We start from the raw sequence: 25641 nt of genomic DNA on the forward strand, positions 1-25641 counted from the left end.
GGGTCGAGCCGCCAGGGGAGGGTCAGCGCAGGACGAGGTAGAGCGAGACCAGCCCGGGGACGACCCCGAGCAGCAGCCACGGGGAGGCGATGCTGCGCTTGTGGATCGCCAAGCCGGACGCCACGGCGATGATCCCGAACGCGCCAGCCAGCACGCTGAGGCCGACGCCGGCGACGACCGCGTCCTCCTCGACGTACTGCGCGGCGAGCCCGACCCCGACCGAGAGGTGCAGGATCGTGGTGACGATCAGGATCGAGAGGACCCACTTCTGCACGCGCTCGAGCCGCTGGATGTCCTCCTGGCGCACCGGCGGACGTGGTTTCGAGGGGTCCATCAGGTGCCGGGCACGGCGGACGGGCGGCTCCTCGGACATGACCCCAAAATAGCGCTCCGGGCGGTGTCGCCCGCGCCCGGGGCCGCTCACATGACGGCGTGGAGGACCCAGTCGGCCCGGCCCGTGACGGCGCCGCGCTGGTGGGCGCTCGGGGACCGCGTCGTCAGTCCGCTGATCAGGGTCCAGGTCGCCTTGCCGGCGGCCGGGTCGAGCGCGATGACGACGTCCTGGCCCTCGGCGACGCAGTAGCCGGCCGACAGCTCCGTGACGCCGGCGTACCCGCGGCGCAGGAGGGTCTGCGCCGTATGGGCCCGCGGTCGCGCGAGGGGGACGGTGAGGAGCCGCAGTGCCCCGCGCGCGGTCACGGCGTAGAGCAGGTCGGCCGCCGGCTTCGCGCGGTGGCCGGCGGTGCCGAGTGCGGTGAGCCCCTTGAAGCCGTCGCCGAGGCGGGTCCGCCCGGTGTAGCGGACCTCGCCGCCTCGCCCGCGGTCGAGCACCCACCGGTGGAGCACCCCGGCCCGGTCGACGGTGTAGGCGAAGTAGCCGTAGGCGTCGGTGAACAGGACGGGGGCGAAGCCGCGCTGCGCGAAGGGGGTGGTCGAGGCCGTCATCCGGTGGCGGCCGGTCGCCTTCAGGGTGAGCATGCGGGGTACGCCGCCGGCGGTCGTGGCGGACAGCCGGGTCACCTTGCCGCGGACGTCGACGTAGCCCAGACCGGTGATCCTCTGGGGCAGCCTGGGGCCCCGGCGGGTGCGGACATGGCGCCCGTTGCGGACGAAGTGCTCGAGGACGCGCCCGGAGGAGTCCTGGCCGACGACCCCGGTCCCGCAGGACGGCGCGGCCCCGGCCGCCGTAGGGCCTGGGGAGTCGGCCGTCGCCGCACCGGGCACGACTGCGGCCAGCGCGAGCGCCAGCCCTAGGGCCGCCAGGCTGGCGCGTGCGTGCATGGGGGCTCCTCCGAGGCGGGTTCCGACCGAGCGAGAGTACCTACCGGCGGGCCCCGTCCTCGGACAACACGCAGCCAGTAGGTTGGGCGCATGATCGCGCTGCCCCGCCACGGTTTCGTGATGCTGTCGATGCCGAAGTGCGCGTCCACCTCGATCGTGAGGTCGCTGAGCGGCAGGGCCGAGGTCGTCCTGCGGGGCAACCCCAAGCTCAAGCACATGAACTGCCGGCAGTTCCACGCGCGGATGATGCCGATCCTGCGGCACGCGGGCTATCCGCGGAAGGACTACGAGCTGGTCTCGCTGTTCCGCGAGCCGATCGAGTGGCTGGAGTCGTGGTGGCGCTACCGCTCCCGCCCGGCGATCCTCGAGGAGCGGCCCCACCGCTACACCGGTGACGTCAGCTTCGAGCGGTTCGCGGCGGCGTACGTCGAGGGTGACCGGTCGGTGACTCGCAACGTCGGCCGCCCGGCACGGTTCCTGGCGATGAGCGACGACCTGGACCTCGGCGTGGACCGGATCTTCGCGCTCGACCGTCCCGATGCCTGGCAGTCGTGGCTCGCGGAGCGGATGGGTGACGCGGTGCGGATCGACACCGCCAACGTGTCCAGCGAGCGCCGCGAGCCCGAGCTGAGCGCCGCGACCCGGGCCGCCCTGACGGAGTACTTCCGCCCCGAGTACGAGATCCACGCGCGGCTGCGCGACACCGGCGTCTGGGCGCCGCCCGGGGGCTACGTCCCCGGCCGCGCCTAGAGGAGGTAGGCCCTCGAGCGCCGCAGCTCGGCGTCCGCGCGGGTGATGATCCGCTCGACCAGCTCCTCGCAGGTCGGCAGGTCGTCGATGACCCCCACGACCTGACCGGACGCCAGCACCCCCGCGCCGGTGTCACCCTCGACCAGGCCGGCGCGCAGCATCACGGGGGTGTTGGCCGCCAGCATCATCTGGGCGAGCGTGCGGCCCTGGCTCCTGCGCATCGCGCGGCCATCCTGGGCGACCTCCCGCCACGACATCGCGCTGGCGCGCTTGAACTCCAGCGTCCGCCGCAGGGTCGGGCCGAGACGCCGGACGGTCCCGCTCTCCTCCAGCTCCTCGACGAAGGGGGTGCGCAGCATCCGGTGCGGCATCCCGTCGACCTTCGCGGTGACGACGGTGCCGGTGAGATCCTGTTGCAGGTAGAGGTCCTTGACTGCCTGCGGGACCGCGCTGTCCTGGGTCAGCAGGAACCGCGTCCCCATGCCGACGCCGGCTGCGCCGTAGGACAGCGCAGCGGCCAGGCCGCGCCCGTCGAAGAAGCCGCCCGCCGCGACGACCGGGATGTCGACCGCGTCCAGCACGGTCGGCAGCAGGAGCGTCGTGGGCACCGGTCCGGTGTGGCCGCCGCCCTCGCCGCCCTGCACCATCACCGCGTCCGCGCCCCAGGCCGCGACCTTCTCGGCGTGGCGCGCGGCGCCCACCGACGGCATGACGACGACGCCGTGGTCCTTGAGCCTGGCGATCAGGTCGCGCGTGGGCGCGAGTGCGAAGGAGGCGACCTTCACGCCATGGCGGATCAGCAGGTCGCAGCGGTCGGCGGCGTCGCCGGCGTCGGCGCGCAGGTTGACCCCGAACGGCTGGTCGGTGCGGCCCTTGACCTCGACGATGGCGCGTTCGAGCTCCCCGAGGGTCATGGTCGCCGAGGCCAGGATCCCCAGCCCGCCGGCGTTCGCCGTGCCGCTGACCAGGCGGGGCCCGGAGACCCAGCCCATGCCGGTCTGGACGACGGGGTGCCGGACCCCGGTGAGCTCGGTGAACGGCGTCCGGATCAGCTGCGCGATCATGCGATCGGCACCTCGCGGTGCCGCAGCGACGTCGGGTCGAGCACCTCACGGATGAGGATGAGCTCCTCGGCGGTGGGCGAACGGGTCTCGGGCACGTCGCCGAAGGCGTCCAGGTGGAACCCCGTCGCCTGTCGCACCTCGTCCACCGTCACGCCAGGGTGCACGCTGAGCAGACGCACGGTGTCGCCCTCACCCTGCACGTCGAACACCGCCAGGTTGCTGACGATCCGGTGGATGTCGTTGAAGCGCGCAGCCGCGGGCCCGGTCTTCTTGGCGAGCGCCGGTCCGACGCCCGAGACGATGTCGACCCGCTCGACGAACACGCGGGGCGAGTGCTTCGGCACCCAGTAGGAGGTGCGGTTGTTGACGGTGTTGCCCGGGGCGCCGCGCGACCCGAGGAGCTGGCGCTTGGGCTGGGAGAAGTCGCCGATGGCCGAGATGTTCTGGTTCCCGTGCCGGTCGACCTGGGTCGCGCCCATCATGACGTGCCGCTTGCCGTAGGCGACGACGTCGAAGACCTTGCGGAACGGGATCCAGCCCTCGACCACGTCGGCCGTGGCGAACAGCGGGGGAGTCCCGGCCAGGAACAGCGACTCCCCGTCGGAGACCACCAGGTCGGGGTTGGAGGTGAGGCGGGCCAGGCGCGCGCCCAGCATCGGCAGCAGACCCATCGGGCTGCCGAAGATCTCGCCGTCGTCCTTGAAGGCGTCGGCGATGGCGACGGCGCAGACGTCCGCGCGGGTCGCGCCCGGGCCGGTCGTGCTCATGCCTGCTCCTCGCCGAACGCCCGCACCGCGCTCTGGTAGGCGGACTCGTCGCCGGAGAGGAAGCGCTCCTCGAACACCGTCCAGTCGGCCTCGGACCCGCCGGCCGCGGCGGCGTACGCCTTCTGGAAGCGCTCGTCGCGCTCGTAGTCGGGCGTGCACGTGGTGAAGTGCGCGCCGTTCGGGGTCTCGACCACGCCGCTGACCATCATGCGGCTCAACAGCAGTCTCTGGACGGGCGTGTTGACGGTGAGGCCGGCCGTGTCGACGACCTGCTCGACGCTGACGTAGGCCCGGTCGGCGGCCATGCAGAACAGGTCGTCGAAGTAGGGGTCCGGGCCGAGGTAGGTCGCGTTGCCGTGCCGGTCGGCGCGGTTGAGGTGCACCAGCGCCACGTCGAGGCGCAGCGCCGGCACGGCGACCAGCTCCTCGCCGTCGTCGTACGGGCTCTGGACGGTCTTGATCCAGGAGTTGTTGACCAGTACGTCGGACCCGAGGCCGGCGCGCATCGGCAGGAAGGGCAGCCGCTGCGCGGCCGCGCGCAGCCCGGTCTGGAACATGCCCTCGTCGAGCTCGACGACCTCGGGGATCGTGCCGTCCTGGCGGGCGCGCTGGAAGTTCGGCTCGAGGGGGACCGAGTCGAGGGACACGAAGGCATAGACCAGCCGGCGTACCTTGCCGGCCCGCACGAGCAGGCCGACGTCCGCGCCGCCCCAGCTGACGACGGTGAGGTCGCGCAGCTCGGAGCGCAGGATCGCCCGCACCAGCGCCATCGGCTTGCGGCGCGACCCCCACCCGCCGATGCCGATCGTCATGCCACTCTTCAGCTCGCCGACGACCTCGTCGATGGTCACGCGCTTGTCGCGGGGCGCCGCGGTCACGTCGTGCCCGCCTTGTCAGTGCCGGCGAATCCGTCGCGAAGCTCGTCGGCCACGCCGGCGAGGTTGAGCTCCATCGTGAAGCCCTGCTCGAAGCGGTAGCTCTTGTTGACGTCGATCGGGTCGATGCCGTTGAGCGCCTCCTTGGCGGCGCGGATGACCCGGGTGTCCTTCGCGGCGATCTCGCCGGCGACCGCGAGCGCGGCGTCGTCCAGGCGGTCTCGGGGGACCACCTCGAGGATGCTGCCGTGCGGCACGAGCTCGGCGGCCGTGATCGTGCGGGCGGTGAAGTAGAGCGTCCGCATGAGGTGCTGTGGCACTAGGCGAGCCAGGTGGGTGGCGGCCCCGAGCGCCCCCTGGTCGACCTCGGGGACCCCGAAGTAGGCGTCGTCGCTGGCGACCACGCAGTCGGCGTTGCCGACCAGGCCGACCCCGCCGCCGAGGCAGAAGCCGTGGACTGCCGCGACGACCGGCACCGCGCACTCGTAGACGGCCTTGAACGCCGCGAAGCAGCCCTTGTTGGCGCCCAGCAGCATGTCGAAGCCGGAGGTGTGCTGCATCTCCTTGATGTCGACCCCGGCGTTGAAGCCGCGGCCCTCGGCACGGAGCACCACGACGTGGGTGTCGCGGTCGCGGCTCGCCTCGTCGAGCGCGGCCGCGACGTCGAACCAGCCCTGGACGGTCAGCGCGTTGACGGGCGGATGGCCCATCGTGACGACGCGGACGTGGTCGTCGCGCAGCTCCGAGGTGATGGTCATGGAGGCCTCTCTGTGCAACCTAACGCTTGCTTGGTAACGTACCAGCATGTCGCTCTCGCTGGACCTGTCCGGACGGGCCGTCCTCGTCACCGGGGGGACCCAGGGCATCGGACTGGGCATCACCCGGGCGTTCCTGGCCGCTGGAGCCACGGTCGTGACCTGCTCGCGCTCGGATGCCTCGCCGGTGTCGGGAGCGGCGCACCATGTGTGCGACGTGCGGGAGCCGGAGTCCGTGCGCGCCCTCGTCGACGCGGTCGTCGCGGAGCACGGCCGGCTGGACGTGCTGGTCAACAACGCCGGCGGTGCGCCGTACGCGCCGGCGGCGGAGGCGTCGCCGCACTTCCACGACAAGGTGGTCGGTCTCAACCTGCTGGCGCCGCTGATGTGCGCCCAGGCCGTCAACGCGGTGATGCAGCGACAGCCCAGCGGCGGGGCGATCGTCAACGTCTCGTCGGTGTCGGCGCTGCGCCCCTCGCCGGGCACGGCGGCCTACGGCGCCGCGAAGGCCGGACTCGACTCGCTGACGCGCTCCCTTGCAGTCGAGTGGGCGCCGCGGGTGCGGGTCAACGCGATCGACGTGGGCCTGTGCCGCACCGAGCACACCGGCGACCACTACGGCGACGACGCCCGGGTGGCCGCGATCGAGGCGACGATCCCGCTCGGTCGCATGGCCCGGCCCGAGGAGGTCGGCCACGTCGCGGTGTTCCTGGCCAGCGACCTGGCGTCGTACGTCTCGGGCGCGAGCGTCGAGTGTCACGGCGGCGGCGAGCCGCCGGCCTTCTTGTCCGCAGCGACCAAGGTGCAGCAGTGAGCAGCATTCTCGAGGGTCGCGTCGCGATCGTCACCGGCGCGGGGCGCGGGATCGGCCGGGCGCACGCCCTCGAGCTGGCCTCGCACGGCGCCGCCGTGGTGGTCAACGACTACGGCGTCTCGCTCGCGGGCCAGAGAGGTCCGTTGGAGGGCTCGCCCGCCGACCGAGTCGTCGCCGAGATCGAGGCGGGCGGCGGGCGGGCGGTCGTCAACGGCGCGGACGTCGCCGACTTCGCCCAGGCGCAGGCGATGGTGCAGCAGGCCATCGACACCTTCGGCGGGCTCGACGTCCTGGTCAACAATGCCGGGTTCGTGCGCGACCGGATGCTGGTCAACACCTCGGAGGAGGAGTGGGACGCGGTCATCCGGGTGCACCTCAAGGGGCACTTCGCGCCGTTGCGGCACGCCGGTGCCTACTGGCGCGCCGAGGCCAAGGCGGGCCGCCAGCGCGCCGCCCGCGTCGTCAACACGTCGTCGGGCGCCGGGCTCCAGGGCTCCGTCGGTCAGGCGACGTACTCCGCCGCCAAGGCCGGCATCGCCGGTCTGACGCTCGTCGCGGCGCAGGAGCTGGGACGCTACGGCATCACCGTCAACGCCATCGCGCCGGTCGCGCGCACCCGGATGACCGAGGGTGCCTTCGACACCTCCACCATGGCGCTGCCCGAGGACAACTCGCCGATCGTGGCCTGGCTCGCCTCGGTCGACTCCGCGGACGTCACCGGCCGGGTCATCGAGGTCGACGGCGGACGGATCACCGTCGAGAACGGCTGGTCCCACGGCCCGGCCCACGACCTCGGCCGGCGCTGGGACGCCGCCGCCGTCGGCCCCGCCCTGCGCGCCCTGCTTGCCGCCGCCCCCGCCCCCGAGCCGGTCTACGGCGCCTGAGGGCGAGTTTCCGCCCCGCCCACCCGGTGAATCTCGCGCCGATCGGACCTCAGACCCGCTCGATCACGGTGCCGGTCGCCATGGCACCGCCGGCGCACATCGAGATGAGCGCGGTCGACTGGTCGCGGCGCTCGAGCTCGTGCAGGGCGGTGGTGAGGAGCCGGGTGCCGGTGGAGCCGACGGGGTGACCGATCGCGATGGCACCGCCGTTGACGTTCACGCGGTCCAGGTCGACCCGGTGCTGCCCGGCCCAGGAGAGTACGACCGAGGCGAAGGCCTCGTTGACCTCGAACAGGTCGAAGTCCGAGATGCTCATGCCGCTCCGGTCGAGGACGCGCTGGGTCGCGTCGATCGGCCCGTCGAGGTGGAAGTAGGGGTCGGCGCCGACCAGGCAGTGGGTCACGATCCGGGCTCGGGGCGTCACCCCGAGCTCGCGGGCGCGGTCCTCGTCCATGATCAGCACCGCCGAGGCGCCGTCGGAGATCTGCGAGGACGTGCCCGCGGTGTGCAGCCCCTCGGGCAGTACGGCGCGCAGCGCGGCCAGGCCCCCGAGCGTGGTCTCGCGCAGGCCCTGGTCGCTGTCCACTGTCCGGGTCTCGCCGCTCGGGGCTCCCTGGCCGTCGAGCACGGGAGCCTCGAGCGGTGCGATCTCGCGCTTGAAGCGGCCCTCGTCCGTTGCGGTGCGGGCCTTCTGCTGCGACGTCAGCCCGAGGGCGTCCAGATCGGCGCGGGTCAGCCCGCGGTGGCGAGCGATCCGGTCCGCCGCCTCGAACTGGTTGGGCAGGTCGATCGTCCAGTCGTCCGGCCGGGGGTCGCCCAGACCCGCCGGGACGTTGGCTCCGAGGGGGATGCGCGACATGGACTCGACCCCGCAGGCGATCCCGATGTCGATGGTGCCGGCCGCGACCATGTCATGGACCAGGTGCGCGGACTGCTGCCCGGATCCGCACTGCGCGTCGATGGCGGTGGCGCCGGTGCGCTGGGCGAGGCCCGCGTGGAGCCAGGCGCGACGCACCATGTCGTTGGACTGCTCTCCGGCCTGGGTGACGCAGCCGCCGACCACCTGGTCGACGAGCTCGGAGTCGATGCCGGCCCGGCGCAGCACCTCCGCCTGCACGAGCCCCAACAGCACCGCGGGGTGGACGCCGGCGAGCCAGCCGTCCCGCTTGCCCAGAGGGGTGCGGACGGCGTCGACGATCACCGGGGTGCCCATGGTGCCAAACTAGAACACGTTCTCATTGATCGACAAGGGGTCGAGCGCCCCGAGCTGGGCCTGCCGCCCGGGACGGGCAGGAAAGCCTTTCCGGATATACCGAGAGTATGTAGTCTCGTTCGGGTAGAACGTGTTCCAGAAATGAGAGGCGACCCGCCGTGACCGCAACCGACGTCATCCCCGAGGGGTTCGACTTCACCGACCCGGACGTCAACCTCGAGGGTGTCCCGTACGACGAGTTCGCCGCCGCTCGCCGTACGGCCCCGGTGCTGTGGGTGGAGCAGGACGAGGCGAGCAGGAGCGGGTTCTCGCCGGAGTCGGGGACCGGCTACTACGCCATCACCCGACACGCCGATGTCTCGGCGATCTCCAAGGACAGCAAGAGCTGGTCGACCTACGAGAACGGGGCCATCATCCGCTTCCCCGGCGCGATGGAGCGCGAGCAGATCGAGTTGCAGCGGGTGATCCTGATCAACCAGGACCCGCCGGAGCACACCGCCACCCGGGCGATCATCTCGCGCGGCTTCACGCCGCGCTCGATCGCCGAGCTGGAGGCGACGATGGTCGCCCGCGGGAAGAGCATCGTGCGGGCCGCTGTGGAGCGCGGCACCGGCGACTTCGTCGCGGAGATCGCGGCCGAGCTGCCGCTCCAGGCGATCGCGGACCTGATCGGCGTGCCGCAGGAGGACCGGCACAAGCTCTTCGACTGGTCCAACCAGATGCTCGCGGGCGAGGACCCGGACTACGCCGGCAGCAACGACGTCGCCGCCGCCGAGATCCTCGGCTACGCCATGATGCTGGCCGCCGACCGGCAGGCCAACCCCCGCGACGACCTGATCACCAAGCTGATCAACGCCCACAAGGGCGAGCGTGGGCTCAACGACGACGAGTTCGGCTACTTCGTGATCCTGCTGGCCGTCGCGGGCAACGAGACCACCCGCAACGCCATCTCCCACGGCATGAACGCCTTCCTGGACAACCCCGAGCAGTGGGAGATCTGGAAGCGCGACCGGCCGAGCACCATGGTCGACGAGGTCGTGCGGTGGGCGACGCCGGTCAACGTCTTCCAGCGCACCGCACTCGCCGACGTGGAGGTCAACGGCGTCACCATCAAGAAGGGCCAGCGCGCGGCGCTCTTCTACGCCGCCGCCAACTTCGACCCCGAGGTGTTCGAGGACCCCTTCCGGTTCGACATCACCCGCCAGGACAACCCCCAGGTCGGCTTCGGGGGGCACGGCGCGCACTACTGCCTGGGCGCCAACCTGGCCCGCCAGGAGATCCGGGTCATCTTCGACGCGCTCGCCGACCACGCCCCCGACATCACCAAGCTCGCCGACCCCGTCCGCCTGCGCCACTCCTGGGTCAACGGCCTCAAGGAGCTCCAGGTCAGGTACGCCTGATCGGGGCCGCGCCAGCGGACCCGATCGTCGGTGGTCGAGCGGCGACCACGACCGAGCTTGCGAGGTCGTGACGGAGCCTGTCGAGGCCCGGTGAGCCGACGATGCACCGCAAGCCGGGGTGGGATGGGGGTGACGTCGGCGGGGCACGGCACGATGGTCGCCATGAGTTCTGCGCGGACGCCGGCCGAGGTGCTGAGCACGGTCTTCGGCTACGAGTCGTTCCGGGGCGAGCAGGCCGCGATCATCGACACCCTGGTCGGCGGTGACGACGCGCTGGTGCTGATGCCGACCGGCGGGGGGAAGTCGCTGTGCTACCAGGTCCCGGCGCTGGTCCGCGAGGGCACGGGGGTGGTGATCTCACCTCTGATCGCGCTCATGGCCGACCAGGTCGACGCCCTCGACGCGCTCGGCGTCCGTGCGGCCTACCTCAACTCCACCCAGACGCTGCCGGAGCGGCGCGCCGTCGAGGAGGCGTACGTCGCCGGGGAGCTCGACCTGCTCTACCTCGCTCCCGAGCGACTCTCGGTGCCCGACACGCTCGCGCTGCTCGACCGCGGCAGGGTCGCGCTGTTCGCCATCGACGAGGCCCACTGCGTCTCCTCCTGGGGCCATGACTTCCGCCCCGACTACCTCACCCTCAGCGTGCTGGGCGAGCGCTGGCCGGAGGTGCCGCGCGTGGCGCTGACCGCCACGGCGACCGACGCGACCCGCCGCGAGATCGTCTCGCGGCTCGGCCTCACGGGCGCGGCGCAGTTCGTGTCGAGCTTCGACCGCCCCAACATCGAGTACCGCATCGTCGGCAAGGACAACCCGCGCGCCCAGCTCCTGCACCTGCTGCGCACCGAGCACGCCGGCGACTCGGGCATCGTCTACTGCCTCTCCCGCAAGTCCGTGGAGCAGACCGCGCAGTACCTCACCGCCCAGGGCATCCCGGCGCTGCCGTACCACGCCGGCCTGGACGCCCGCGTCCGCGCGGACCACCAGCGCCGGTTCCTGCGCGAGCCCGGGCTCGTCATCACGGCCACGATCGCGTTCGGCATGGGCATCGACAAGCCCGACGTGCGGTTCGTGGCGCACCTGGACCTGCCCAAGTCGGTCGAGGGCTACTACCAGGAGACCGGCCGCGCGGGCCGGGACGGGCTGCCGGCGACCGCGTGGCTCGCCTACGGCCTGGCCGACGTGGTCCAGCAGCGCAAGATGATCGACACCTCCGAGGGCGACGCCGCCCACCGCCGGCGCCTGGGCCAGCACCTGGACGCCATGCTCGCGCTGTGCGAGACCGCGCAGTGCCGCCGCCGACAGCTCCTGGCCTACTTCGGTCAGGACGGCGAGCCCTGCGGCAACTGCGACACCTGCCTCACCCCGCCGGCGACGTTCGACGGGACGGTCCCCGCCCAGAAGCTGCTCTCGGCGGTGGTGCGCCTGGCGCAGCGCCGCCAGCGCTACGGCGCCGGGCACGTCATCGACATCCTGCTCGGCCGGGCCACCGAGCGCGTCACCTCGCTGGGGCACGACTCGCTCACGGTGTTCGGCATCGGGACCGAGCTCGACGAGGCGGGCTGGCGCGGCGTCGTCCGCCAGCTCCTGGCCCAACGCCTGCTCGCGGTCGGCACCGACGGCTACGGCACCCTCGAGCTGACCGAGGAGTCCAACTCCGTGCTGCGCGGGGAGCGGGCGGTCTCCCTGCGCACCGAGGCCCGGGCACCGAGCCGGCGGCGGGCCGCCAAGAGCAAGGTCGCCGGCGCCGTCGCACTGGACACGCCCGGCGAGGAGCTGTTCGAGCGGCTGCGCGCCTGGCGGGCCGCCACCGCCAAGGACGCCGGCCTCCCGGCGTACGTCGTCTTCCACGACGCCACCCTGCGCAGCGTCGCCGCCATGACCCCGGCCTCGCTCGACGAGCTCGCCACGATCTCGGGCATCGGCGCGGGCAAGCTCGACAAGTGGGGCGAGCAGCTGCTCGAGGTCGTCGCCGGCTGAGGCGGCGTCAGTCCCGGGCGGTGAGGATGAGCGGGCCGTCGGCGGTGATCGCGACGGTGTGCTCCATGTGGGCGCCGCGGGAGCCGTCCTGGCTGCGGATCGTCCAGCCGTCCTTGTCGATGTAGATCTCGTCGGTGGTGTGCAGGAACCACGGCTCGATGGCGATGACCAGGCCGGGGCGGAGCTTGAGACCGCGGCCGGCGCGCCCGTCGTTGGCGATGTGCGGGTCGCCGTGCATGGTGCGACCGACGCCGTGGCCGCCGAACTGCAGGTTGACCCGCAGGCCGGCGTCGCGCGCGACCCCGCCGATCGCGGCGGAGATGTCGCCGATCCGGTTCCCGACCGTCGCGGCCGCGATGCCCGCGTCCAGTGCGCGGCCGGTGGTCTCGATCAGGTCGAGGTCCTCCTGGCGCGGGGTGCCGACGACCACGGACAACGCGGAGTCGGCCACCCACCCATCGACGCTGGCGGCGAAGTCGACCGAGAGCAGGTCGCCGTCCTGCAGCACGTAGTCGTGGGGGAGGCCGTGCAGGACCGCGTCGTTGACCGAGGTGCACAGCACCTTGCCGAACGGCATGGCGCCGAACGACGGGTGGTAGTCGATGTAGCAGGACTCGGCTCCCGCGGCGCGGATCATGTCGTGGGCCAGCGCGTCGAGCTCGAGCAGGTTGACCCCGACGTCGGCCTTCTCGGACAGCGCGGTGATGACCGAGGCGACGAAGCGGCCGGCGGGGCGCATCTGCTCGATCTGGGTCGGGGTACGGAGCTCGATCACGCCACGAGCCTACGGAGTCCTGCCGCTGTCGGCAGAACCGCCCTCGGCAGAATCCCTGGCTCTCACGGCGTACGGCGGACAGGCTGGCGGCATGACCACTCCCGCCACTCCGGCCCTGACCGGCTCCTACGACGACCAGCTGACCGGCCGGCTGCTCCAGCAGCGGATCATCGTCCTCGGCCAGGAGGTCGACGACGCGATCGCCAACCGGCTGTGCGCCGAGCTGCTCCTGCTCGCGGCCGAGGACCCGCACCGCGACATCAGCCTCTACATCAACTCGCCCGGCGGCTCGGTCTCCTCCGGGCTGGCGATCTACGACACCATGCGGCTCATCCCCAACGACGTCAGCACGCTGGCGCTGGGCCTCGCGGCGAGCATGGGCCAGTTCCTGCTCTCGGCCGGCGCGCCCGGCAAGCGCTACGCGCTGCCGCACTCCCGGGTCCTGATGCACCAGGGCTCCGCCGGCATCGGCGGCACCGCCATCGACATCGAGATCCAGGCCGAGAACCTCGAGCACACCAAGAATGTGGTGATGGGGCTCATCGCCGAACACACCGGCCAGCCGGTGGAGAAGGTCGAACGGGACGCTCTGCGCGACCGGTGGTTCACCGCGGAGGAGGCGCAGGCCTACGGCTTCGTCGACGAGGTCCTGACCGACCTCGAGGCCGTCACGCCGGCCCGTGGCAGCGCGAGCTTCGGGATCCACCGATGAGCAGCTACACGATCCCCAGCGTCGTCGAGAAGACCCCGCGCGGCGAGCGGGCCGTCGACATCTACAGCCGGCTGCTGAGCGACCGCATCGTCTACGTCGGGACCGAGATCGACGACGGCGTGGCCAACGTCGTCATCGCCCAGCTGCTGCACCTCGAGTCGGAGCGCCCCGACACCCAGATCGATCTGTACCTCAACTCCCCGGGCGGCTCGGTGACCGCGACGCTGGCGATCTACGACACGATGCAGTTCATCCACTCCCCGGTCGGGACGACCTGCGTCGGGCAGGCCGCGTCGTCGGCTGCGCTCCTGCTCGCGGGCGGGGCGGCCGGGCGGCGTACCGTCCTGCCGCGCTCGCGCGTGGTCCTGCACCAGCCCTCGGGCGGGGGACAGGGCACGCTCCCGGATCTGGCGCTGCAGGCCAAGGAGATCGTCCGGCTGCGCGCGGAGATGGAGCTGGTGTTGGCGCGGCACACCGGCCAGAGCGTCGAGCGGCTGCGCGAGGACACCGAGCGCGACCTCATCCTGAGCGCGGAGGAGGCCGTCGCCTACGGCCTGGCGGACGCCGTCCTGGGCAGCCGCAAGCCGTCTCCGCTCACAGCATGACCCCTGCGCGCAACCTGGGATCCAGCTGCTGCTTCCTTGATCAGGCGGCGAGGCAGACCGGGCCGCTCGGCCGGGCGGCGAGCCGGCGGGTCACCCGGGCGGTGAGGTCGACGAGCCGCAGCCCGAGCGCTCCGGTCACGGCGGAGAGCACCTCCGAGCTCGGCTCCTTGCGGCCGCGCTCGACCTCGGAGAGGTACTGCGTGGACACGCCGGCGTCGCCCGCCACGTCGGCCAGGGTCCGGCCGTCGGCGGTCCGTGCGTCTCGCAGCTCGCGGCCCACGGCCTCGCGCCAGAGCGGCTCGGCCGTCGGCTCGGGGGCCGCGACCGGCTTCGGGAACGAGATCAGCTCACCCATGGACGGAGCCTAGGCCCGCCGCGGCGCCCGCGTCCGCGTCGTTCGCGGTGGGCGAACGCTCGGCTCGTCGGCTTGTCCGCGCCCACGACCCACATCGCGAAGAACTGCGAGCCGCCGCCGTAGGCATGGCCCAGCGCCCGGCGCGCGCCGTCGACCTGGTGCTCGCCGGCGGCACCGCGCACCTGCAGTGCGGCCTCGCCGAAGCGCAGCATGCCGGACGCGCCGATCGGGTTGGACGACAGCACGCCACCGGAGCAGTTCACCGGCAGCCGCCCCGTCATGGCGGTCTCGCCCGACTCGGTGAGCTTCCAGCCCTCGCTCTCGCCGGCGAAGCCGAGGCTCTCGAGCCACATCGGCTCGAACCACGAGAACGGCACGTAGATCTCGGCGGCGTCGATCTCCGTGAACGGGTCGGTGATCCCGGCCTGCTTCCACAGGTACGCCGCGGCGTCGCGGGATGCCTGCGGGTTGACCTGGTCGCGCTCGGCGGCCGAGGTCGACTCCGAGCGCATCACCGTGCCGTGGATCCACGCGGGGTTGGGGGAGGCAGTGGCCGTGTCCTCGTCGACGATGACCAGCGCGCAGGCGCCGTCGGAGGACGGGCAGGTCTCGTCGTAGCGGATCGGGTCCCACAGCATCGTGGAGGCCAGCACCGACTCGACGGTGGTCCCCTCGTTGTGCAGGTGGGCGTAGGGGTTCTTCAGGGCGTTGTTGCGGTCCTTGGCGGCGACGATCGCGCCGACGTGGGTGGGCGCCCCGGAGCGGCGGATGTAGGAGCGCACGTGCGGCGCGAAGTAGCCGCCCGCGCCTGCGTGCACCGGCATGTTGAACGGCAGCGGCACCGACAGCGCCCACATCGCGTTGGACTCCGACTGCTTCTCGTAGGCCACGGTCAGCACTCGCTTGTGCACGCCGGACTGCACCAGCGAGGCCGCCACGATCGCGGTCGAGCCGCCGACCGAGCCGGCGGTGTGCACGCGCAGCAGCGGCTTGCCCGCCGCGCCGAGGGACTCGGCGAGGAAGAGCTCGGGCATCATCACGCCCTCGAACAGGTCCGGCGCCTTGCCCACGACGATCGCGTCGATGTCGTCGAGGGTGAGGTCCGCGTCCAGGAGGGCCCGGTCGATGGCCTCGCGGCACAGGCCCGCCATGGAGAGGTCCTCGCGCTTGGCGCGGTGATGGGTCTGGCCGATGCCGACCACGGCGGCGGGCTGCTTGCCCATCAGGCTCCGTCCTTTCCGGTGCTGGCGTCCAGGACGCACAGGAGGTTCTGCTGCAGGGCCGTGCCGGACGTGGCGTGGCCGACCCCCTTGCCGATCTCGCCGGACCAGATCCGCTGCGCGGTCTCGCCGATGCGGATGCCGCCGCCGGAGAACATCGGGTTGCTCGTGAGGGCGCCGCCCGAGGGGTTGATGCGCACGTCGTCGGCGAGGCCGAGCTCGCGGCGCAGGACCAGCTCCTGGTGGCTGAACGGCGCGTGCAGTTCGGCCACCTCGACGCCGGCGAGGTCGACCTTCTCGGCGGCGTGGGCGGCGCTGGGGGCGCGGGTGAGGTCGCGGGTGCCGAGCCCGGGGGAGTCGACGAAGTGGGACAGGCCGGTGATCCAGGCCGGCCGGTCCCGTACGTCGCGGGCGCCGTCGCCGGCGGCGAGCACCAGGGCGGCCGCGCCGTCGGTGACCGGGGCGCAGTCGTGCTTGCGCAGCGGGTCGGCGTACATCGGGCGGGCGAGCAGGGCCTCGACCGAGGAGCCACCCTTGCGGATCGCGTGGTCGTTCGTCTCGGCGTCGGTGAGGGAGCGGTGCACGACCTCGGCCATCGCTCGCTCGTCCCAGAGCCCGGCGTCGATACCGGCACGTGCCTGCAGGCCGGCCAGCGACACGGTGTCGGGCCACAGCGGGGTGAGCGTGTAGGGGTCGAGCTGAAGTGCGAGGGTGCGGCGCAGGACACCGGCGGAGCTCTTGCCGAACGCGTAGACCACGGCGGTGTCCACCTCGCCGGTCTGGATCTTGACCCAGGCCTCGTACATCGCCCAGGCCAGGTCCATCTCGACGTGCGACTCGTTGACCGGCGGCGTCACGCCGATCGCGTCGACGGCCTGTACGAACGAGAACGAGCGCCCGGCCAGGTAGTCCGAGGAGCCCGAGCACCAGAACCCGACGTCGCGCCGGGTCCAGCCGGTCTGCTCGTAGCACTCGGCCAGGATCGGGACCAGCATCTCCACGCAGGTCGGCGACCCGTCGAAGTCCGGCATCTGCCGTTGGGCGAACCCGACGACGGCGACGTCTCTCATCTTCTCGTCCTCAGAGGTGGCGCTTGTAGGTGTCGTAGTCCGCGTCCGGGTCGCCGGTGGGCGCGAAGTGGTCGATGTTCTCGAGCGAGTAGGCCCACTCCTCCCGGGGCTTCCACACGGCCTTGACGCGCATGCCCATGCGGACCTCGTCGGCCGGCACCCCCAGGATCAGGTGGAGCAGGGCGATGTCGGCGCCGTCGAGCAGCACATACGCCGAGACGTACGGCGGCGTGATCTTCTGGCCGAGGAACGGCACGTTGACGATGCAGAACGTCGTGATGGTGCCCAGCCCGTTGAGCTCCACCTCGCCCTCGGTCGGCGTCCCGTCGGTGGGGCAGGCGCTGCGCGGCGGCACGTAGACCTTGTCGCAGGTGGGGCAGCGCTGGGCCAGGATGCGGCCCTCGTCGAGACCGCGGTAGAACGTCGACTCCTCCGGCGAGGCGGCGTACACGTAGTCGAGCGAGACCGGCGTGATCACCCCGGTCACGTCCCCCTGCTCGTCCCCACCGTCGGTGGGGACCTCACCGGGTCTCGACAGCTCCGTCGCGGCCTCGTCCCTCGGCCGCGGTCGCGCTCGACCATCGCCCGGCGCGCCGCCCGCTCCTTCGTCGCGGCCGGCTTCGGGCTCAAAGCACGCGATGTCGTTGATGTGCCCGACCCGCTCCTCGGCCCAGCGCACCCGCACCCGCATGCCGGTGCGGATCTCGCCGGGGGAGGCGACATCGACGGCGTGCAGCATGGGCCGCGTCGCACCGTCGAGGGTGACCAGCGCGAACGCGAACGGCCGGTCGAACGGCTGTCCGGCGACCGGCTCGGGCACCCAGGACCACGACGTGACCGTCCCGACGGGCTGGACCTCGACAAGCGCGGCGGTCTGCTCGTGGGTGACCGGGTCGTACTCAAGCGGCGGGACGACCACCTCGCCCTCGGAGGTGCGGCCGCCGACGAGCACGCCGTCGCGCAGTCCGGTGAAGAAGCGGCCGAGCACCGGCCCGGTCGATCGGGTGTAGTCGAAGGCGACCGTGACGGGCGCGGACAGGGTGCGGGACATGGGTCAGAAGTGAAACACGTTCTAGATTTCCAGGCAAGCGTTTGGGAGGGTGGGGGGATGAGGCTCGGACTGCAGCTCGGCTACTGGGGCGCCCAGCCCCCGACGGGCACGGCGGAGCTCGTCGCGGCGGCGGAGGAGGCCGGCTTCGACGCGATCTTCACCGCGGAGGCGTGGGGCTCTGACGCGTTCACGCCTCTGGCGTGGTGGGGTCGCGAGACGTCCCGCGTCCGACTCGGGACCTCGATCGTGCAGATGTCGGGGCGCAGCCCGACCTCGATCGCGATGCACGCCCTGACCCTCGACCACCTCAGCGGCGGCCGGGTCGTGCTTGGCATGGGCGTGAGCGGCCCGCAGGTCGTCGAGGGCTGGTACGGCCAGCCCTTCTCCCAACCGCTGGCGCGCACCCGCGAGGTCGTCGACATCATCCGCCAGGTCCTCGCCCGCGAGGAGAAGGTCACCAACGACGGGCCGCACCACCCCCTGCCGTACGCCGGACCGGGCGCGGTCGGCCTGGGCAAGGCGCTCAAGCCGATCGTGCACCCGCTACGCGCCGACATCCCGATCTGGCTCGGCGCCGAGGGCCCGAAGAACGTCGCGCAGACCGCCGAGATCGCCGACGGCTGGATCCCGATCTTCTACACACCCGGCTCCGCGGCGATGTACCAGTCCTGGCTCGACGAGGGCTTCGCGCGGCCGGGCGCCCGCCGGACGCGCGACGACTTCGAGATCGCGGCCACCTGCCACGTCCAGATCGTGTCCGGTCGCGAGGAGAAGGGCGTGGTCGTCGACGCCCTGAAGCCGGTCGTCGCGCTCTACATGGGCGGGATGGGCGCGAAGGACCAGAACTTCCACAAGCAGGTCTTCGAGCGGATGGGCCACGAGGCGCTGGCCGGCGAGGTGCAGCGGCTCTACCTGGAAGGTGAGAAGGGCCGGGCGGTCGCGCTCATCCCCGACGAGATCGTCGACGACATGCACATCATCGGCACCGCCTCCGAGGTCAAGGAGCGCGCGGCGCAGTGGGAGGAGACCGGCGTGACGACGCTGCTGCTCAGCTGCCGTGACGCCGCCGAGGTCCGCACGATCGCCGAGGTGCTGGCTTAGCGGCTAGGGACCGCTCAGCGCCAGGTCGACCGCGCTCACCCGCTCGTCGGCGTCGAAGTAGAGGGTGACCGCGTAGTCGCTGAAGCAGTCGCGCCGGGCCGGGTCCGGTCTGATCCACGCCAGCGCGGCTGCGTCGACGTCAGGCTCCGGCAGGTCGGCGCTGCAGCCCACGGTGATCGGTGCCTCGTCCTCCACCGTCGGGGCCGCTCCCGGGGCCAGGGATCCGGCGATCGCGGTGAGCGGGGAGACGGGGCACCGGCGACCCTCGTGCGTGGTGTCGCCGAGGTGGCAGCCGTCCCAGGTGTCGGGGTCGTCGGCGAAGGAGGAGGCGAACTCCGCCACCAGGGCGCCGTGCAGGTAGTAGCGGACGACGCCCGCCCACCGCACCTGCGACTCCTCGCCCTGCGCGAACGCGACGAAGGCGGCGGCGGCGTCGGCCGCGGCGGCCGCCCGGTCGGCGGCCGCCGGCGACGGAGGCCCGTCCTCGTGGCCGGTGCACGCGGACAGGGCCAGGACCAGCGTCGCCGCCAGTGCGGCACACCTCACGTACATCGAGCCCCCCAGGTTTACCCGCTATGACGCTCGGGCGGCCCGAATCGTTGCATGCTGCTTGAATCGCAGCATGCATCTCGGCGTCGACAGCTTCGTGTCCACCGTCACCGACCCGAGGACGGGCCACGTCGTCGGGCCCGCGGAGCGCCTGGAGCATCTCCTCGAGGAGATCGCGCTCGCCGACCGGGTCGGCCTGTACTCGTTCGGGATCGGGGAGCACCACCGCAGCGAGTACTACGACTCCGCGCCCCCGGTGATCCTCGCCGCTGCGGCCGCCCGCACCGCGCGGATCCGGCTCGGCAGCGCCGTGACCGTGCTGAGCGCGGCCGACCCGGTGCGGGTATTCCAGCAGTTCGCCACCCTCGACCTGCTCTCGAAGGGCCGGATCGACCTGGTCGTGGGTCGCGGCTCGTTCACCGAGGCGTTCCCCCTGTTCGGGCTGGACCTGGCCGACTACGACTCGCTCTTCACCGAGAAGCTCGAGCTGCTGCTGCGTCTGCGCGACGAGGAGGAGGTCACCTGGTCCGGGCGGCACCGGCCGGCCCTGGACCGGCAGCGGGTGTATCCGCGACCGCTGCAGAACCCGCTCCCGATCTGGGTCGGTGTCGGCGGCACCCCGGAGTCGTTCGCCAGGGCGGGGCTGCTCGGCCTGCCGCTGATGGTCGCGATCATCGGTGGGGAGCCGCGCCAGTTCGCCCCGCTCGTCGACCTCTACCGGCGCGCCGGTGCGCAGGCCGGCCACCCCCCCGAGCGGCTCCAGGTCGGGCTGCACGTGTTCGGCTTCGTGGCCGAGAGCACCCAGGTCGCCGCCGACACCATCTACCCGGGCTGGGAGGAGATGTTCACGACGGTCTCTCGCGAGCGCGGCTTCCCGCGGCCCACGCGAGCGCAGTTCGACGCGACGTCGGGCCCCGACGGCGCGTTCTTCATGGGTGACCCGCAGACCGTGGCCGACAAGATCCTCCGGGTCGCCGACCAGCTGGGCGGCGTGGACCGGCTCTCGCTGCAGATGACCAACCCGCGACTGGCCCACGCAGACCTGCTGCGCGGCATCGAGCTGCTCGGCACCGAGGTGGTCCCGCTGGTCGCCGACGTCTGACCCGGCTCCCGTACGGTCATGCCGTGCCCACCAGTGAGTCCCTCGCGCAGCAGCTCCTCGATGCCCAGGTCGCCTTCCACCTCGAGCACCTGAGCGGTGACCGGCTGGCCGAGACGGTGACCCGGCTGGCGCAGGACGCCCTCGAGGCCGCCGGCCGGCACCCGATCGGGGACCTGGTCGACGCCGACGCCGTCAAGGAGATCGTCGCGCGCTCGCTCGCGACGGTGCCCGGCAGCGCCGCCGTCGGCGGCTTCGTCGAGCTCGTCGCCCAGGTCGTGTACGACGGCCCGGCGGCGGCGTACCCGCTCGGCGACCTCGTCGACCGCGACCAGGTCGCGGCCGTGCTCGACGAGCTCCTGGCGCTCACGCCGGCCCTGGAGCGCGGCCTGGGACGGCTGACGGCCAGCCCCCTGGTGGGCACGATGGCCTCGCGCTTCATGGGCCGCATCGTCGGTGAGGTGCTGCAGGCCAACAAGGCCGTCGCCGACAAGGTGCCGGGCCTGGGCAGCCTGATGTCGTTCGGGACGAGCGCGGCGTCGCGGATGATGGGCGCCGCCGACAAGCAGTTCGAGGGCTTGATCGGCGACACCGTCGGCAAGGGCGGCTCCTTCGCCGTGGGCCGCCTCAACCGGATCGTGATCGAGACGCTGCGCGACCCGACGACCCGCGAGGCGGTCCTGCAGGTCTGGGACCTCGCGGCCGAGCGGCCGGTCGTCGGTGTGGAGGACCCGGCGACGCGCGAGGAGCTCGCCGGGGTGGTGGACGCCGTGCACGAGCTCGTCGTCTCCACCCTCGCCCACGAGGAGGTCGCGCGCCTCGGAGACGCCGTCGTGGACGCCCTCTTCGAGCGCTTCGGCGGCTATACCGCACCCGAGCTGCTCGACGAGCTCGACCTGGACCGCGACGAGCTGGTCGCCGACCTGGTGCGACTCGCGCCCGGCGTCGTGGACGCGCTGCGGGACGCCGGCGACCTGGAGCGGCTGGTGCGCGCCCGGCTCGAGCCGTTCTACTCCTCGCCCGAGGTGCGCCGCCTGCTGGGCTGAGCCGGCACCTGCGGCCACGCGTCGGTACCCAGGGTGGAGGCCGCGCTCGGAGACGGATCCTAGGCTCGACTCGTGATCACCAGCATCCTCGTCGAGCACCCGTGGCTGTCCCCGGCGGCGCTCACGCTGCTGCTCGTCGTCGGACCGTTCGCGGGGGCCTGGCTGAGCACCCGGCGGGGGCTGGCCTGGGCGCTCGCCTGCGCCTCGCTCGTGCCGGTGGCGTTGCTGACCCTGGTGCCGGTGGACCGGGAGCTGTACTGGCGCTGCGAGGTGGCGTGGAGCGTGCCCACGATCGCACGGGTCGAGCTGGCCGCCAACGTCGTCCTCTTCGTCGCTCCGGTGCTGCTCGCTGCGGTGGCGACGCGGAGCCCGGCGCTGGCCCTGGCCTTCGGCACCGGCCTCTCGGCGGCGGTGGAGGCCGTCCAGGCGCTGGTGCCCGCGCTGGGACGCTCGTGCTCGACCAACGACTGGCTGGCCAACAGTGTCGGGTCGGCGATCGGTGCAGTGCTGGGGCTGGTGGCACTCCACCTCGCCCGCGAGTGGCGCCTCGCGCGGCAACCTGCACAGGACCTCCACACGTCCTGACCACCTCCTCACCGGCGCCGTCCCTAGCGTCGGACGCATGACCTCGGCACCGGACGTGGACCGATGACTCGCCACCGGCTCGGTCTCGCCCTCACCGGCGCGACGGCGCTCTTCCTGGTGCTCGCCTCGGGCGCCCTCGGCATCCTGGGGCCTGGGGGACGCCCGGACCGGGTCTACGCCGCCGTCCTCGCCGTCCTGGTGCTCGGCGCCACCCTCTCCCGGCTCAGGTCGCCCGGGATGGCGCTGACGCTGCTCGCCACCGCCGCGACCCAGGCGGCAGTCACCGCTGTGGCTCTCGCCATGGGGCTCCCACCGGAGGGTTCCTCGGTCGTCGACGTCCTCGGCATCAACGCCATGTTCATCGCGCTGTGGGGCCTGTGCGCCTGGCTGGTCCGGCCCCCGGAGCGATGAGTTCACGAGGCGGCTCCGGTCCACAGGGGCATGTCCACCACCTATGTGCTCGAGACCCCCGAGGTCGACCTCGCCTACGACGTCCACGGCCCGCTGCCCACCGCCGACGGACGACCCCCGCTGCTCCTCGTCGGCCAGCCGATGGACGCCGGCGGGTTCGCCACGCTGGCCTCGCTGCTCCCGGACCGCACGGTGGTCACCTACGACCCCCGCGGCCTGGGCCGCAGCACCCGCAAGGACGGACGGCTCGACCACACGCCGGAGTCGCAGGCCGAGGACCTGCACGCGCTCGTGGAGGCGCTCGGAGCCGGCCCCGTGGACCTGTTCGGCAGCAGCGGCGGCGCGGTGACCGGCCTCGCGCTCGTCACGGCGTACCCCGGCGACGTGCTCGCGCTGGTCGCGCACGAGCCGCCGCTGATCCCGGTGCTGCCCGACGCCGAGGCCGCCGAGCGCGCCCGCGCGGCCGTGCGCGACGCCTACGAGGCCAGCGGGATGGGCGCGGGCATGGCGACCTTCATCGCGATGACCTCCTGGCAGGGGGAGTACACCGACGAGTACTTCGCGCGCCCCGCGCCGGACCCGGCGTCCTTCGGGCTGCCGAGCGAGGACGACGGCACCCGTGACGACCCCCTGCTCTCGGACCGCTCGTGGGCCGTCAGCGGGTACCGGCCGGACGCGGCAGCCCTGGCGGCCGCGCCCACCCGGGTCGTGGTCGCCGTGGGGGAGGAGTCGGCCGGCACCTTCACCGGACGCACGTCCCTCGCGACCGCCGCGCTGCTCGGCCAGGAGGCGACCGTGTTCCCCAGCCACCACGGCGGGTTCCTCGGCGGCGAGCACGGGTACGCCGGACAGCCGGAGGCCTTCGCCGCCAGGCTGCGAGCCGTCTTGGACGGTGCTGGCTGACGGGCTGGCTGACGGGCCGGCTGACGGGCCGGCTGACGGGCCGGCGCTACCCCGGTGACAGGCCGCCGATCGCCGCGCCGATCGCCCCGGTGGCCGAGGAGTCCCGGGCGTTCATCACCAGGAGCACCACCAGGGCGATCACGACCAGGGCGACCAGGACCGCGAGGGTGATCTTCACCGCGGAGTAGGGGCGGTCGCCGGTGACCTTGCCGGTGTGGGCGTTGACCATCACCTGCCACTGCTTGCCCGCGTGCAGGTACGTCGCCAGCCACAGCGGCAGCAGCACCAGCTTGAACAGCACCTGGGCGTAGGTCACGTCCAGGTGGTGCACGCGCTGCTCGTCGCCGCCGATGTCGCTGCGCACGTCCTGCTCGATGGTGCCGCGCATCTCCTCCCGAGCCTGGGTCGAGCCGTCCTGCGGCTCGACGTCGTACCGCAGTGCGGAGTAGCCCGAGAGGTACTCGGGCTGGTAGGCGACGGCCGTCTCGAGGCGCCAGGGCCCCATCTCGTCGAGGCGCTTCTGCGGTAGGCGCTCGGTCGCCGGGACGAGCACGTCGTCGAAGGCGCGCGTGACGTGCCCCTGGGCGTCGTACCACCGGGTGTGCCGCTCCTGGTAGGTCTCGGTGCGGGTGCCGCCCTTGCCGTCGGAGACCTGCCGGGTCTTGGTGACGTAGTAGTGCTCCCCACGCTCGCCCCGGTAGTCCGTCGCGGTCCGGGCGTCGAAGGTCCAGTGGGGGACGTAGGTGCCGACCAGCGACTCGGTCGAGCCGATCTTCTTCAGTGCGTTGGGTGCGAACCACCGCGAGCCGATCCAGCCCTTGAAGGCCTTCTGGGCGGCGCCGCTGTCGACCTCGAACGGGACCACCGCCTCGGGGGCCACCACCCCGTCGGGCGTCGAGAGCGCGATCAGGTGGCCGCTGCAGAACTGGCAGGTCTCGGCCAGGTCGAAGGTCTCGACCTGCGCCCCGCATCCCTGGCAGCGCAGGACCTGCTTGCCGAGCAGTGCCACCTTGGCGTGGGAGTTGCGCGCCATCCACTCGTCGAAGGAGTGCTCGTCGACGGTGGTGTCGGCGCCGGCCTCGATGCTGTGCTCGGCACCGCACGCGCCGCAGCGAAGGAGCGTCGTGCCCGGGGCGTAGGTCACCTGGGAGCCACACGTCGGGCAGGACGCGAACAGCGCCTCGCTCGGCGTGAGCGGGGGAGGCGTGCTGGACATGCTCATGCCTCCGGGGGAAGCGGCGGCGGGGTGCTCGCGAAGAGCCCGGCCAGCTCCGGCACCTCGCCGGCGGGCTGCCAGGAGGACATCGCCTCACACCACACCAGCGTCTCGCGGCTCAGCTGCTCGGCGGCGACCTTGGCGGGCAGCGCGGAGGCCGCGAAGGGGCCTGCCTGCTGACCGTTGACGGCGATGTACCACTGCGTACCACCCCCGCCCGGGAGCGGCGGGGGGCTGGCCGGGGCGGCCTGCTGGGCGCCGGCGACGGCACCGGCCGCCGCCTGTCCCAGACCCATCCCCACGACCATGCCGGTGCCCTGCCCGGCGGCCCCCGGGTTGTTGGCGGCGTCCTCCAGCGCGTTGGCGGCCTGGAACTTCGTGTACTGGTCGAGGTTGCCGAGGATGCCCATCTGGCTGCGCTTGTCCAGCGCCTCCTCGACCTCGGGAGGCACCGAGATGTTCTCGATGACGAAGCGCGGCAGCGCGATGCCGAACTCCGCCAGGCTGGCGCTCAACGTCCCGACGAGCTGCTGCGAGATCGCCTGCTGGTTCGCAGCCAGGTCCAGCATCGGGACGTTGGCCGTGGCGAGGGCCGAGGTGACCGCCGCGACGATGTTCTGGCGCAGGAACTCCGACACCTCGTCGGTGCGGAAGTCCGGGTCGGTCCCCACGAGCTGCCGCAGCAGGACTGCGGCGTCGGTGACCCGCAGCGCGTACGTGCCGAAGGCACGAAGGCGCACCATTCCGAACTCCGCGTCGCGCACGGTGAAGGGGTTCTGGGTGCCCCACTTCAGGTCGGTGTACTGCCGAGTGCCGACGAAGTAGACCTCGGCCTTGAACGGCGAGTCGAAGCCGTACTTCCACCCCTTGATCGTGCTGAGGATCGGCAGGTTCTGGGTGGTGAGCTCGAAGGTGCCCGGGGTGAAGACGTCGGCGATCTGGCCCTCGCTCACGAACACCGCCGTCTGACCCTCGCGGACGATCAGCTGGGCGCCGTTCTTGATCTCGTTGCCCTGGCGGGGGAACCGCCACACGATCGTGTCGCGACTGTCGTCGAGGAACTCGACGATGTCGATGAACTGACCGCGCACCTTGTCCATGAAGCTCATCCGGTCGTGCTCCTTCGTCTGCGACACCTGGTGTGCCGTCGGCGGCCCCACGCT

General features: G+C 72.3%; 28 protein-coding genes. 13 read left to right on the forward strand and 15 right to left on the reverse strand.

Annotated features, from left to right (window positions below; all coding sequences use genetic code 11):
• Nucleotides 1–22: 22 nt before the first annotated feature.
• Together LRP67_RS13655 and LRP67_RS13660 are read right to left on the reverse strand one after the other, a co-directional pair.
• Entirely contained in the window at nt 23–373 is a 351-nt protein-coding gene (locus LRP67_RS13655) for a hypothetical protein (protein ID WP_231270714.1), read from the reverse strand.
• Nucleotides 374–420: 47 nt separating this feature from the next.
• Complete coding sequence (locus LRP67_RS13660) at nt 421–1281, reverse strand: hypothetical protein (protein WP_231270715.1); 861 nt, start codon at nt 1279–1281, stop codon at nt 421–423.
• A 90-nt stretch (nt 1282–1371) separates the two neighbouring features.
• Between LRP67_RS13660 and LRP67_RS13665 the strand changes: the two genes are divergently transcribed.
• Nucleotides 1372–2031 (forward strand): hypothetical protein, encoded by a 660-nt coding sequence (locus tag LRP67_RS13665; protein ID WP_231270716.1) that lies wholly within the window; start codon nt 1372–1374, stop codon nt 2029–2031.
• Here the strand turns inward: LRP67_RS13665 and LRP67_RS13670 are convergent.
• Genes LRP67_RS13670 through LRP67_RS13685 form a run of 4 tightly spaced genes read right to left on the reverse strand, consistent with a single transcriptional unit; the run spans nt 2028 to nt 5495 of the window.
• Nucleotides 2028–3095, reverse strand: coding sequence for a nitronate monooxygenase family protein (locus LRP67_RS13670; RefSeq protein ID WP_231270717.1), 1068 nt, complete (start codon nt 3093–3095; stop codon nt 2028–2030). The genes LRP67_RS13665 and LRP67_RS13670 overlap by 4 nt on opposite strands.
• Nucleotides 3092–3862, reverse strand: a complete 771-nt coding sequence (locus tag LRP67_RS13675) for a CoA-transferase subunit beta (RefSeq protein WP_231270718.1) — start codon at nt 3860–3862, stop codon at nt 3092–3094. The genes LRP67_RS13670 and LRP67_RS13675 overlap by 4 nt, the downstream gene beginning before the upstream one ends.
• A complete protein-coding gene (locus LRP67_RS13680; RefSeq protein WP_231270719.1) occupies nt 3859–4740 on the reverse strand; it encodes a CoA transferase subunit A in 882 nt (293 codons plus the stop codon). The genes LRP67_RS13675 and LRP67_RS13680 overlap by 4 nt, the downstream gene beginning before the upstream one ends.
• Complete coding sequence (locus LRP67_RS13685) at nt 4737–5495, reverse strand: enoyl-CoA hydratase family protein (RefSeq protein ID WP_231270720.1); 759 nt, start codon at nt 5493–5495, stop codon at nt 4737–4739. The genes LRP67_RS13680 and LRP67_RS13685 overlap by 4 nt, the downstream gene beginning before the upstream one ends.
• Before the next feature lie 46 nt (nt 5496–5541).
• Here LRP67_RS13685 and LRP67_RS13690 point away from each other — a divergent pair, with 46 nt between their 5' ends.
• Together LRP67_RS13690 and LRP67_RS13695 are read left to right on the forward strand one after the other, a co-directional pair.
• Nucleotides 5542–6306, forward strand: a complete 765-nt coding sequence (locus LRP67_RS13690) for an SDR family oxidoreductase (RefSeq protein ID WP_231270721.1) — start codon at nt 5542–5544, stop codon at nt 6304–6306.
• Entirely contained in the window at nt 6303–7190 is an 888-nt protein-coding gene (locus tag LRP67_RS13695) for an SDR family oxidoreductase (protein WP_231270722.1), read from the forward strand. Before LRP67_RS13690 ends, LRP67_RS13695 begins: the two co-directional genes overlap by 4 nt.
• A gap of 49 nt (nt 7191–7239) precedes the next feature.
• Here the strand turns inward: LRP67_RS13695 and LRP67_RS13700 are convergent, their stop codons facing one another.
• Nucleotides 7240–8403: a steroid 3-ketoacyl-CoA thiolase gene (locus LRP67_RS13700; RefSeq protein ID WP_231270723.1), complete on the reverse strand. Its 1164-nt coding sequence runs from the start codon at nt 8401–8403 to the stop codon at nt 7240–7242.
• 158 nt (nt 8404–8561) lie between these two features.
• Here LRP67_RS13700 and LRP67_RS21905 point away from each other — a divergent pair, with 158 nt between their 5' ends.
• Together LRP67_RS21905 and recQ are read left to right on the forward strand one after the other, a co-directional pair.
• Nucleotides 8562–9803 carry a cytochrome P450 gene (locus LRP67_RS21905; RefSeq protein ID WP_231270724.1) on the forward strand — a complete coding sequence of 414 codons (1242 nt, stop codon included), beginning with the start codon at nt 8562–8564 and terminating at the stop codon, nt 9801–9803.
• A 162-nt stretch (nt 9804–9965) separates the two neighbouring features.
• Nucleotides 9966–11780: a DNA helicase RecQ gene (gene recQ / locus LRP67_RS13710; protein WP_231270725.1), complete on the forward strand. Its 1815-nt coding sequence runs from the start codon at nt 9966–9968 to the stop codon at nt 11778–11780.
• Between the two features lie 7 nt (nt 11781–11787).
• On the opposite strand, the gene map is transcribed toward recQ, so the two are convergent.
• A complete protein-coding gene (map, locus tag LRP67_RS13715; protein WP_231270726.1) occupies nt 11788–12555 on the reverse strand; it encodes a type I methionyl aminopeptidase in 768 nt (255 codons plus the stop codon).
• A gap of 91 nt (nt 12556–12646) precedes the next feature.
• On the opposite strand from map, the gene LRP67_RS13720 reads away from it, so the two are divergent.
• Nucleotides 12647–13267, forward strand: coding sequence for a ClpP family protease (locus LRP67_RS13720; RefSeq protein ID WP_231270727.1), 621 nt, complete (start codon nt 12647–12649; stop codon nt 13265–13267).
• Complete coding sequence (locus LRP67_RS13725; RefSeq protein ID WP_231270728.1) at nt 13264–13872, forward strand: ClpP family protease; 609 nt, start codon at nt 13264–13266, stop codon at nt 13870–13872. The genes LRP67_RS13720 and LRP67_RS13725 overlap by 4 nt, the downstream gene beginning before the upstream one ends.
• A gap of 40 nt (nt 13873–13912) precedes the next feature.
• Here LRP67_RS13725 and LRP67_RS13730 read toward each other — a convergent pair whose 3' ends face one another.
• Genes LRP67_RS13730 through LRP67_RS13745 form a run of 4 tightly spaced genes read right to left on the reverse strand, consistent with a single transcriptional unit; the run spans nt 13913 to nt 17568 of the window.
• Complete coding sequence (locus LRP67_RS13730) at nt 13913–14227, reverse strand: helix-turn-helix domain-containing protein (RefSeq protein WP_231270729.1); 315 nt, start codon at nt 14225–14227, stop codon at nt 13913–13915.
• Nucleotides 14215–15450, reverse strand: coding sequence for a thiolase domain-containing protein (locus tag LRP67_RS13735; RefSeq protein ID WP_231270730.1), 1236 nt, complete (start codon nt 15448–15450; stop codon nt 14215–14217). The genes LRP67_RS13730 and LRP67_RS13735 overlap by 13 nt, the downstream gene beginning before the upstream one ends.
• Nucleotides 15450–16517 carry a thiolase domain-containing protein gene (locus LRP67_RS13740; RefSeq protein WP_231270731.1) on the reverse strand — a complete coding sequence of 356 codons (1068 nt, stop codon included), beginning with the start codon at nt 16515–16517 and terminating at the stop codon, nt 15450–15452. The genes LRP67_RS13735 and LRP67_RS13740 overlap by 1 nt, the downstream gene beginning before the upstream one ends.
• A 10-nt stretch (nt 16518–16527) precedes the next feature.
• A complete protein-coding gene (locus tag LRP67_RS13745; protein ID WP_231270732.1) occupies nt 16528–17568 on the reverse strand; it encodes a Zn-ribbon domain-containing OB-fold protein in 1041 nt (346 codons plus the stop codon).
• A 57-nt stretch (nt 17569–17625) separates the two neighbouring features.
• Between LRP67_RS13745 and LRP67_RS13750 the strand changes: the two genes are divergently transcribed.
• Nucleotides 17626–18669: an LLM class F420-dependent oxidoreductase gene (locus tag LRP67_RS13750; RefSeq protein ID WP_231270733.1), complete on the forward strand. Its 1044-nt coding sequence runs from the start codon at nt 17626–17628 to the stop codon at nt 18667–18669.
• 3 nt (nt 18670–18672) lie between these two features.
• Here the strand turns inward: LRP67_RS13750 and LRP67_RS13755 are convergent, their stop codons facing one another.
• On the reverse strand, nt 18673–19215 hold the full coding sequence (locus LRP67_RS13755; RefSeq protein ID WP_231270734.1) for a hypothetical protein: 543 nt from the start codon (nt 19213–19215) through the stop codon (nt 18673–18675).
• A gap of 76 nt (nt 19216–19291) precedes the next feature.
• Between LRP67_RS13755 and LRP67_RS13760 the strand changes: the two genes are divergently transcribed.
• The 5 genes from LRP67_RS13760 (at nt 19292) to LRP67_RS13780 (ending at nt 23262) form a co-directional block, all read left to right on the forward strand.
• Nucleotides 19292–20320, forward strand: coding sequence for an Atu2307/SP_0267 family LLM class monooxygenase (locus LRP67_RS13760; RefSeq protein ID WP_231270735.1), 1029 nt, complete (start codon nt 19292–19294; stop codon nt 20318–20320).
• A gap of 23 nt (nt 20321–20343) precedes the next feature.
• A complete protein-coding gene (locus tag LRP67_RS13765) occupies nt 20344–21363 on the forward strand; it encodes a hypothetical protein (protein ID WP_231270736.1) in 1020 nt (339 codons plus the stop codon).
• Between the two features lie 72 nt (nt 21364–21435).
• Entirely contained in the window at nt 21436–21948 is a 513-nt protein-coding gene (locus LRP67_RS13770; RefSeq protein ID WP_231270737.1) for a VanZ family protein, read from the forward strand.
• 63 nt (nt 21949–22011) lie between these two features.
• Nucleotides 22012–22359 carry a hypothetical protein gene (locus LRP67_RS13775; protein ID WP_231270738.1) on the forward strand — a complete coding sequence of 116 codons (348 nt, stop codon included), beginning with the start codon at nt 22012–22014 and terminating at the stop codon, nt 22357–22359.
• A 30-nt stretch (nt 22360–22389) separates the two neighbouring features.
• Nucleotides 22390–23262: an alpha/beta fold hydrolase gene (locus LRP67_RS13780; RefSeq protein ID WP_231270739.1), complete on the forward strand. Its 873-nt coding sequence runs from the start codon at nt 22390–22392 to the stop codon at nt 23260–23262.
• Between the two features lie 46 nt (nt 23263–23308).
• Here the strand turns inward: LRP67_RS13780 and LRP67_RS13785 are convergent, their stop codons facing one another.
• Entirely contained in the window at nt 23309–24478 is a 1170-nt protein-coding gene (locus LRP67_RS13785) for a hypothetical protein (RefSeq protein ID WP_231243643.1), read from the reverse strand.
• A gap of 2 nt (nt 24479–24480) precedes the next feature.
• Nucleotides 24481–25614, reverse strand: coding sequence for an SPFH domain-containing protein (locus LRP67_RS13790; protein ID WP_231270740.1), 1134 nt, complete (start codon nt 25612–25614; stop codon nt 24481–24483).
• Nucleotides 25615–25641: the final 27 nt, after the last annotated feature.

Source organism: Nocardioides sp. cx-169, assembly GCF_021083605.1.
In the GTDB taxonomy this organism is placed as follows: Bacteria; Actinomycetota; Actinomycetes; order Propionibacteriales; family Nocardioidaceae; genus Nocardioides.

Excerpts from the sequence above, each read along its gene's own strand:
- LRP67_RS13740 (WP_231270731.1), bottom strand. The coding sequence starts at position 16,517 with ATGAGAGACGTCGCCGTCGTCGGGTTCGCCCAACGGCAGATGCCGGAC.
- LRP67_RS13725 (WP_231270728.1), top strand. The coding sequence starts at position 13,264 with ATGAGCAGCTACACGATCCCCAGCGTCGTCGAGAAGACCCCGCGCGGC.
- LRP67_RS13675 (WP_231270718.1), bottom strand. The coding sequence starts at position 3,862 with ATGAGCACGACCGGCCCGGGCGCGACCCGCGCGGACGTCTGCGCCGTC.
- LRP67_RS13750 (WP_231270733.1), top strand. The coding sequence starts at position 17,626 with ATGAGGCTCGGACTGCAGCTCGGCTACTGGGGCGCCCAGCCCCCGACG.
- LRP67_RS13655 (WP_231270714.1), bottom strand. The coding sequence starts at position 373 with ATGTCCGAGGAGCCGCCCGTCCGCCGTGCCCGGCACCTGATGGACCCC.
- LRP67_RS13780 (WP_231270739.1), top strand. The coding sequence starts at position 22,390 with ATGTCCACCACCTATGTGCTCGAGACCCCCGAGGTCGACCTCGCCTAC.
- LRP67_RS13730 (WP_231270729.1), bottom strand. The coding sequence starts at position 14,227 with ATGGGTGAGCTGATCTCGTTCCCGAAGCCGGTCGCGGCCCCCGAGCCG.
- LRP67_RS13660 (WP_231270715.1), bottom strand. The coding sequence starts at position 1,281 with ATGCACGCACGCGCCAGCCTGGCGGCCCTAGGGCTGGCGCTCGCGCTG.
- LRP67_RS13760 (WP_231270735.1), top strand. The coding sequence starts at position 19,292 with ATGCATCTCGGCGTCGACAGCTTCGTGTCCACCGTCACCGACCCGAGG.
- LRP67_RS13785 (WP_231243643.1), bottom strand. The coding sequence starts at position 24,478 with ATGTCCAGCACGCCTCCCCCGCTCACGCCGAGCGAGGCGCTGTTCGCG.
- recQ (WP_231270725.1), top strand. The coding sequence starts at position 9,966 with ATGAGTTCTGCGCGGACGCCGGCCGAGGTGCTGAGCACGGTCTTCGGC.
- LRP67_RS13700 (WP_231270723.1), bottom strand. The coding sequence starts at position 8,403 with ATGGGCACCCCGGTGATCGTCGACGCCGTCCGCACCCCTCTGGGCAAG.
- LRP67_RS13685 (WP_231270720.1), bottom strand. The coding sequence starts at position 5,495 with ATGACCATCACCTCGGAGCTGCGCGACGACCACGTCCGCGTCGTCACG.
- LRP67_RS13670 (WP_231270717.1), bottom strand. The coding sequence starts at position 3,095 with ATGATCGCGCAGCTGATCCGGACGCCGTTCACCGAGCTCACCGGGGTC.
- LRP67_RS13745 (WP_231270732.1), bottom strand. The coding sequence starts at position 17,568 with ATGTCCCGCACCCTGTCCGCGCCCGTCACGGTCGCCTTCGACTACACC.
- LRP67_RS13665 (WP_231270716.1), top strand. The coding sequence starts at position 1,372 with ATGATCGCGCTGCCCCGCCACGGTTTCGTGATGCTGTCGATGCCGAAG.
- LRP67_RS13775 (WP_231270738.1), top strand. The coding sequence starts at position 22,012 with ATGACTCGCCACCGGCTCGGTCTCGCCCTCACCGGCGCGACGGCGCTC.
- LRP67_RS13720 (WP_231270727.1), top strand. The coding sequence starts at position 12,647 with ATGACCACTCCCGCCACTCCGGCCCTGACCGGCTCCTACGACGACCAG.
- LRP67_RS13735 (WP_231270730.1), bottom strand. The coding sequence starts at position 15,450 with ATGGGCAAGCAGCCCGCCGCCGTGGTCGGCATCGGCCAGACCCATCAC.
- LRP67_RS13690 (WP_231270721.1), top strand. The coding sequence starts at position 5,542 with ATGTCGCTCTCGCTGGACCTGTCCGGACGGGCCGTCCTCGTCACCGGG.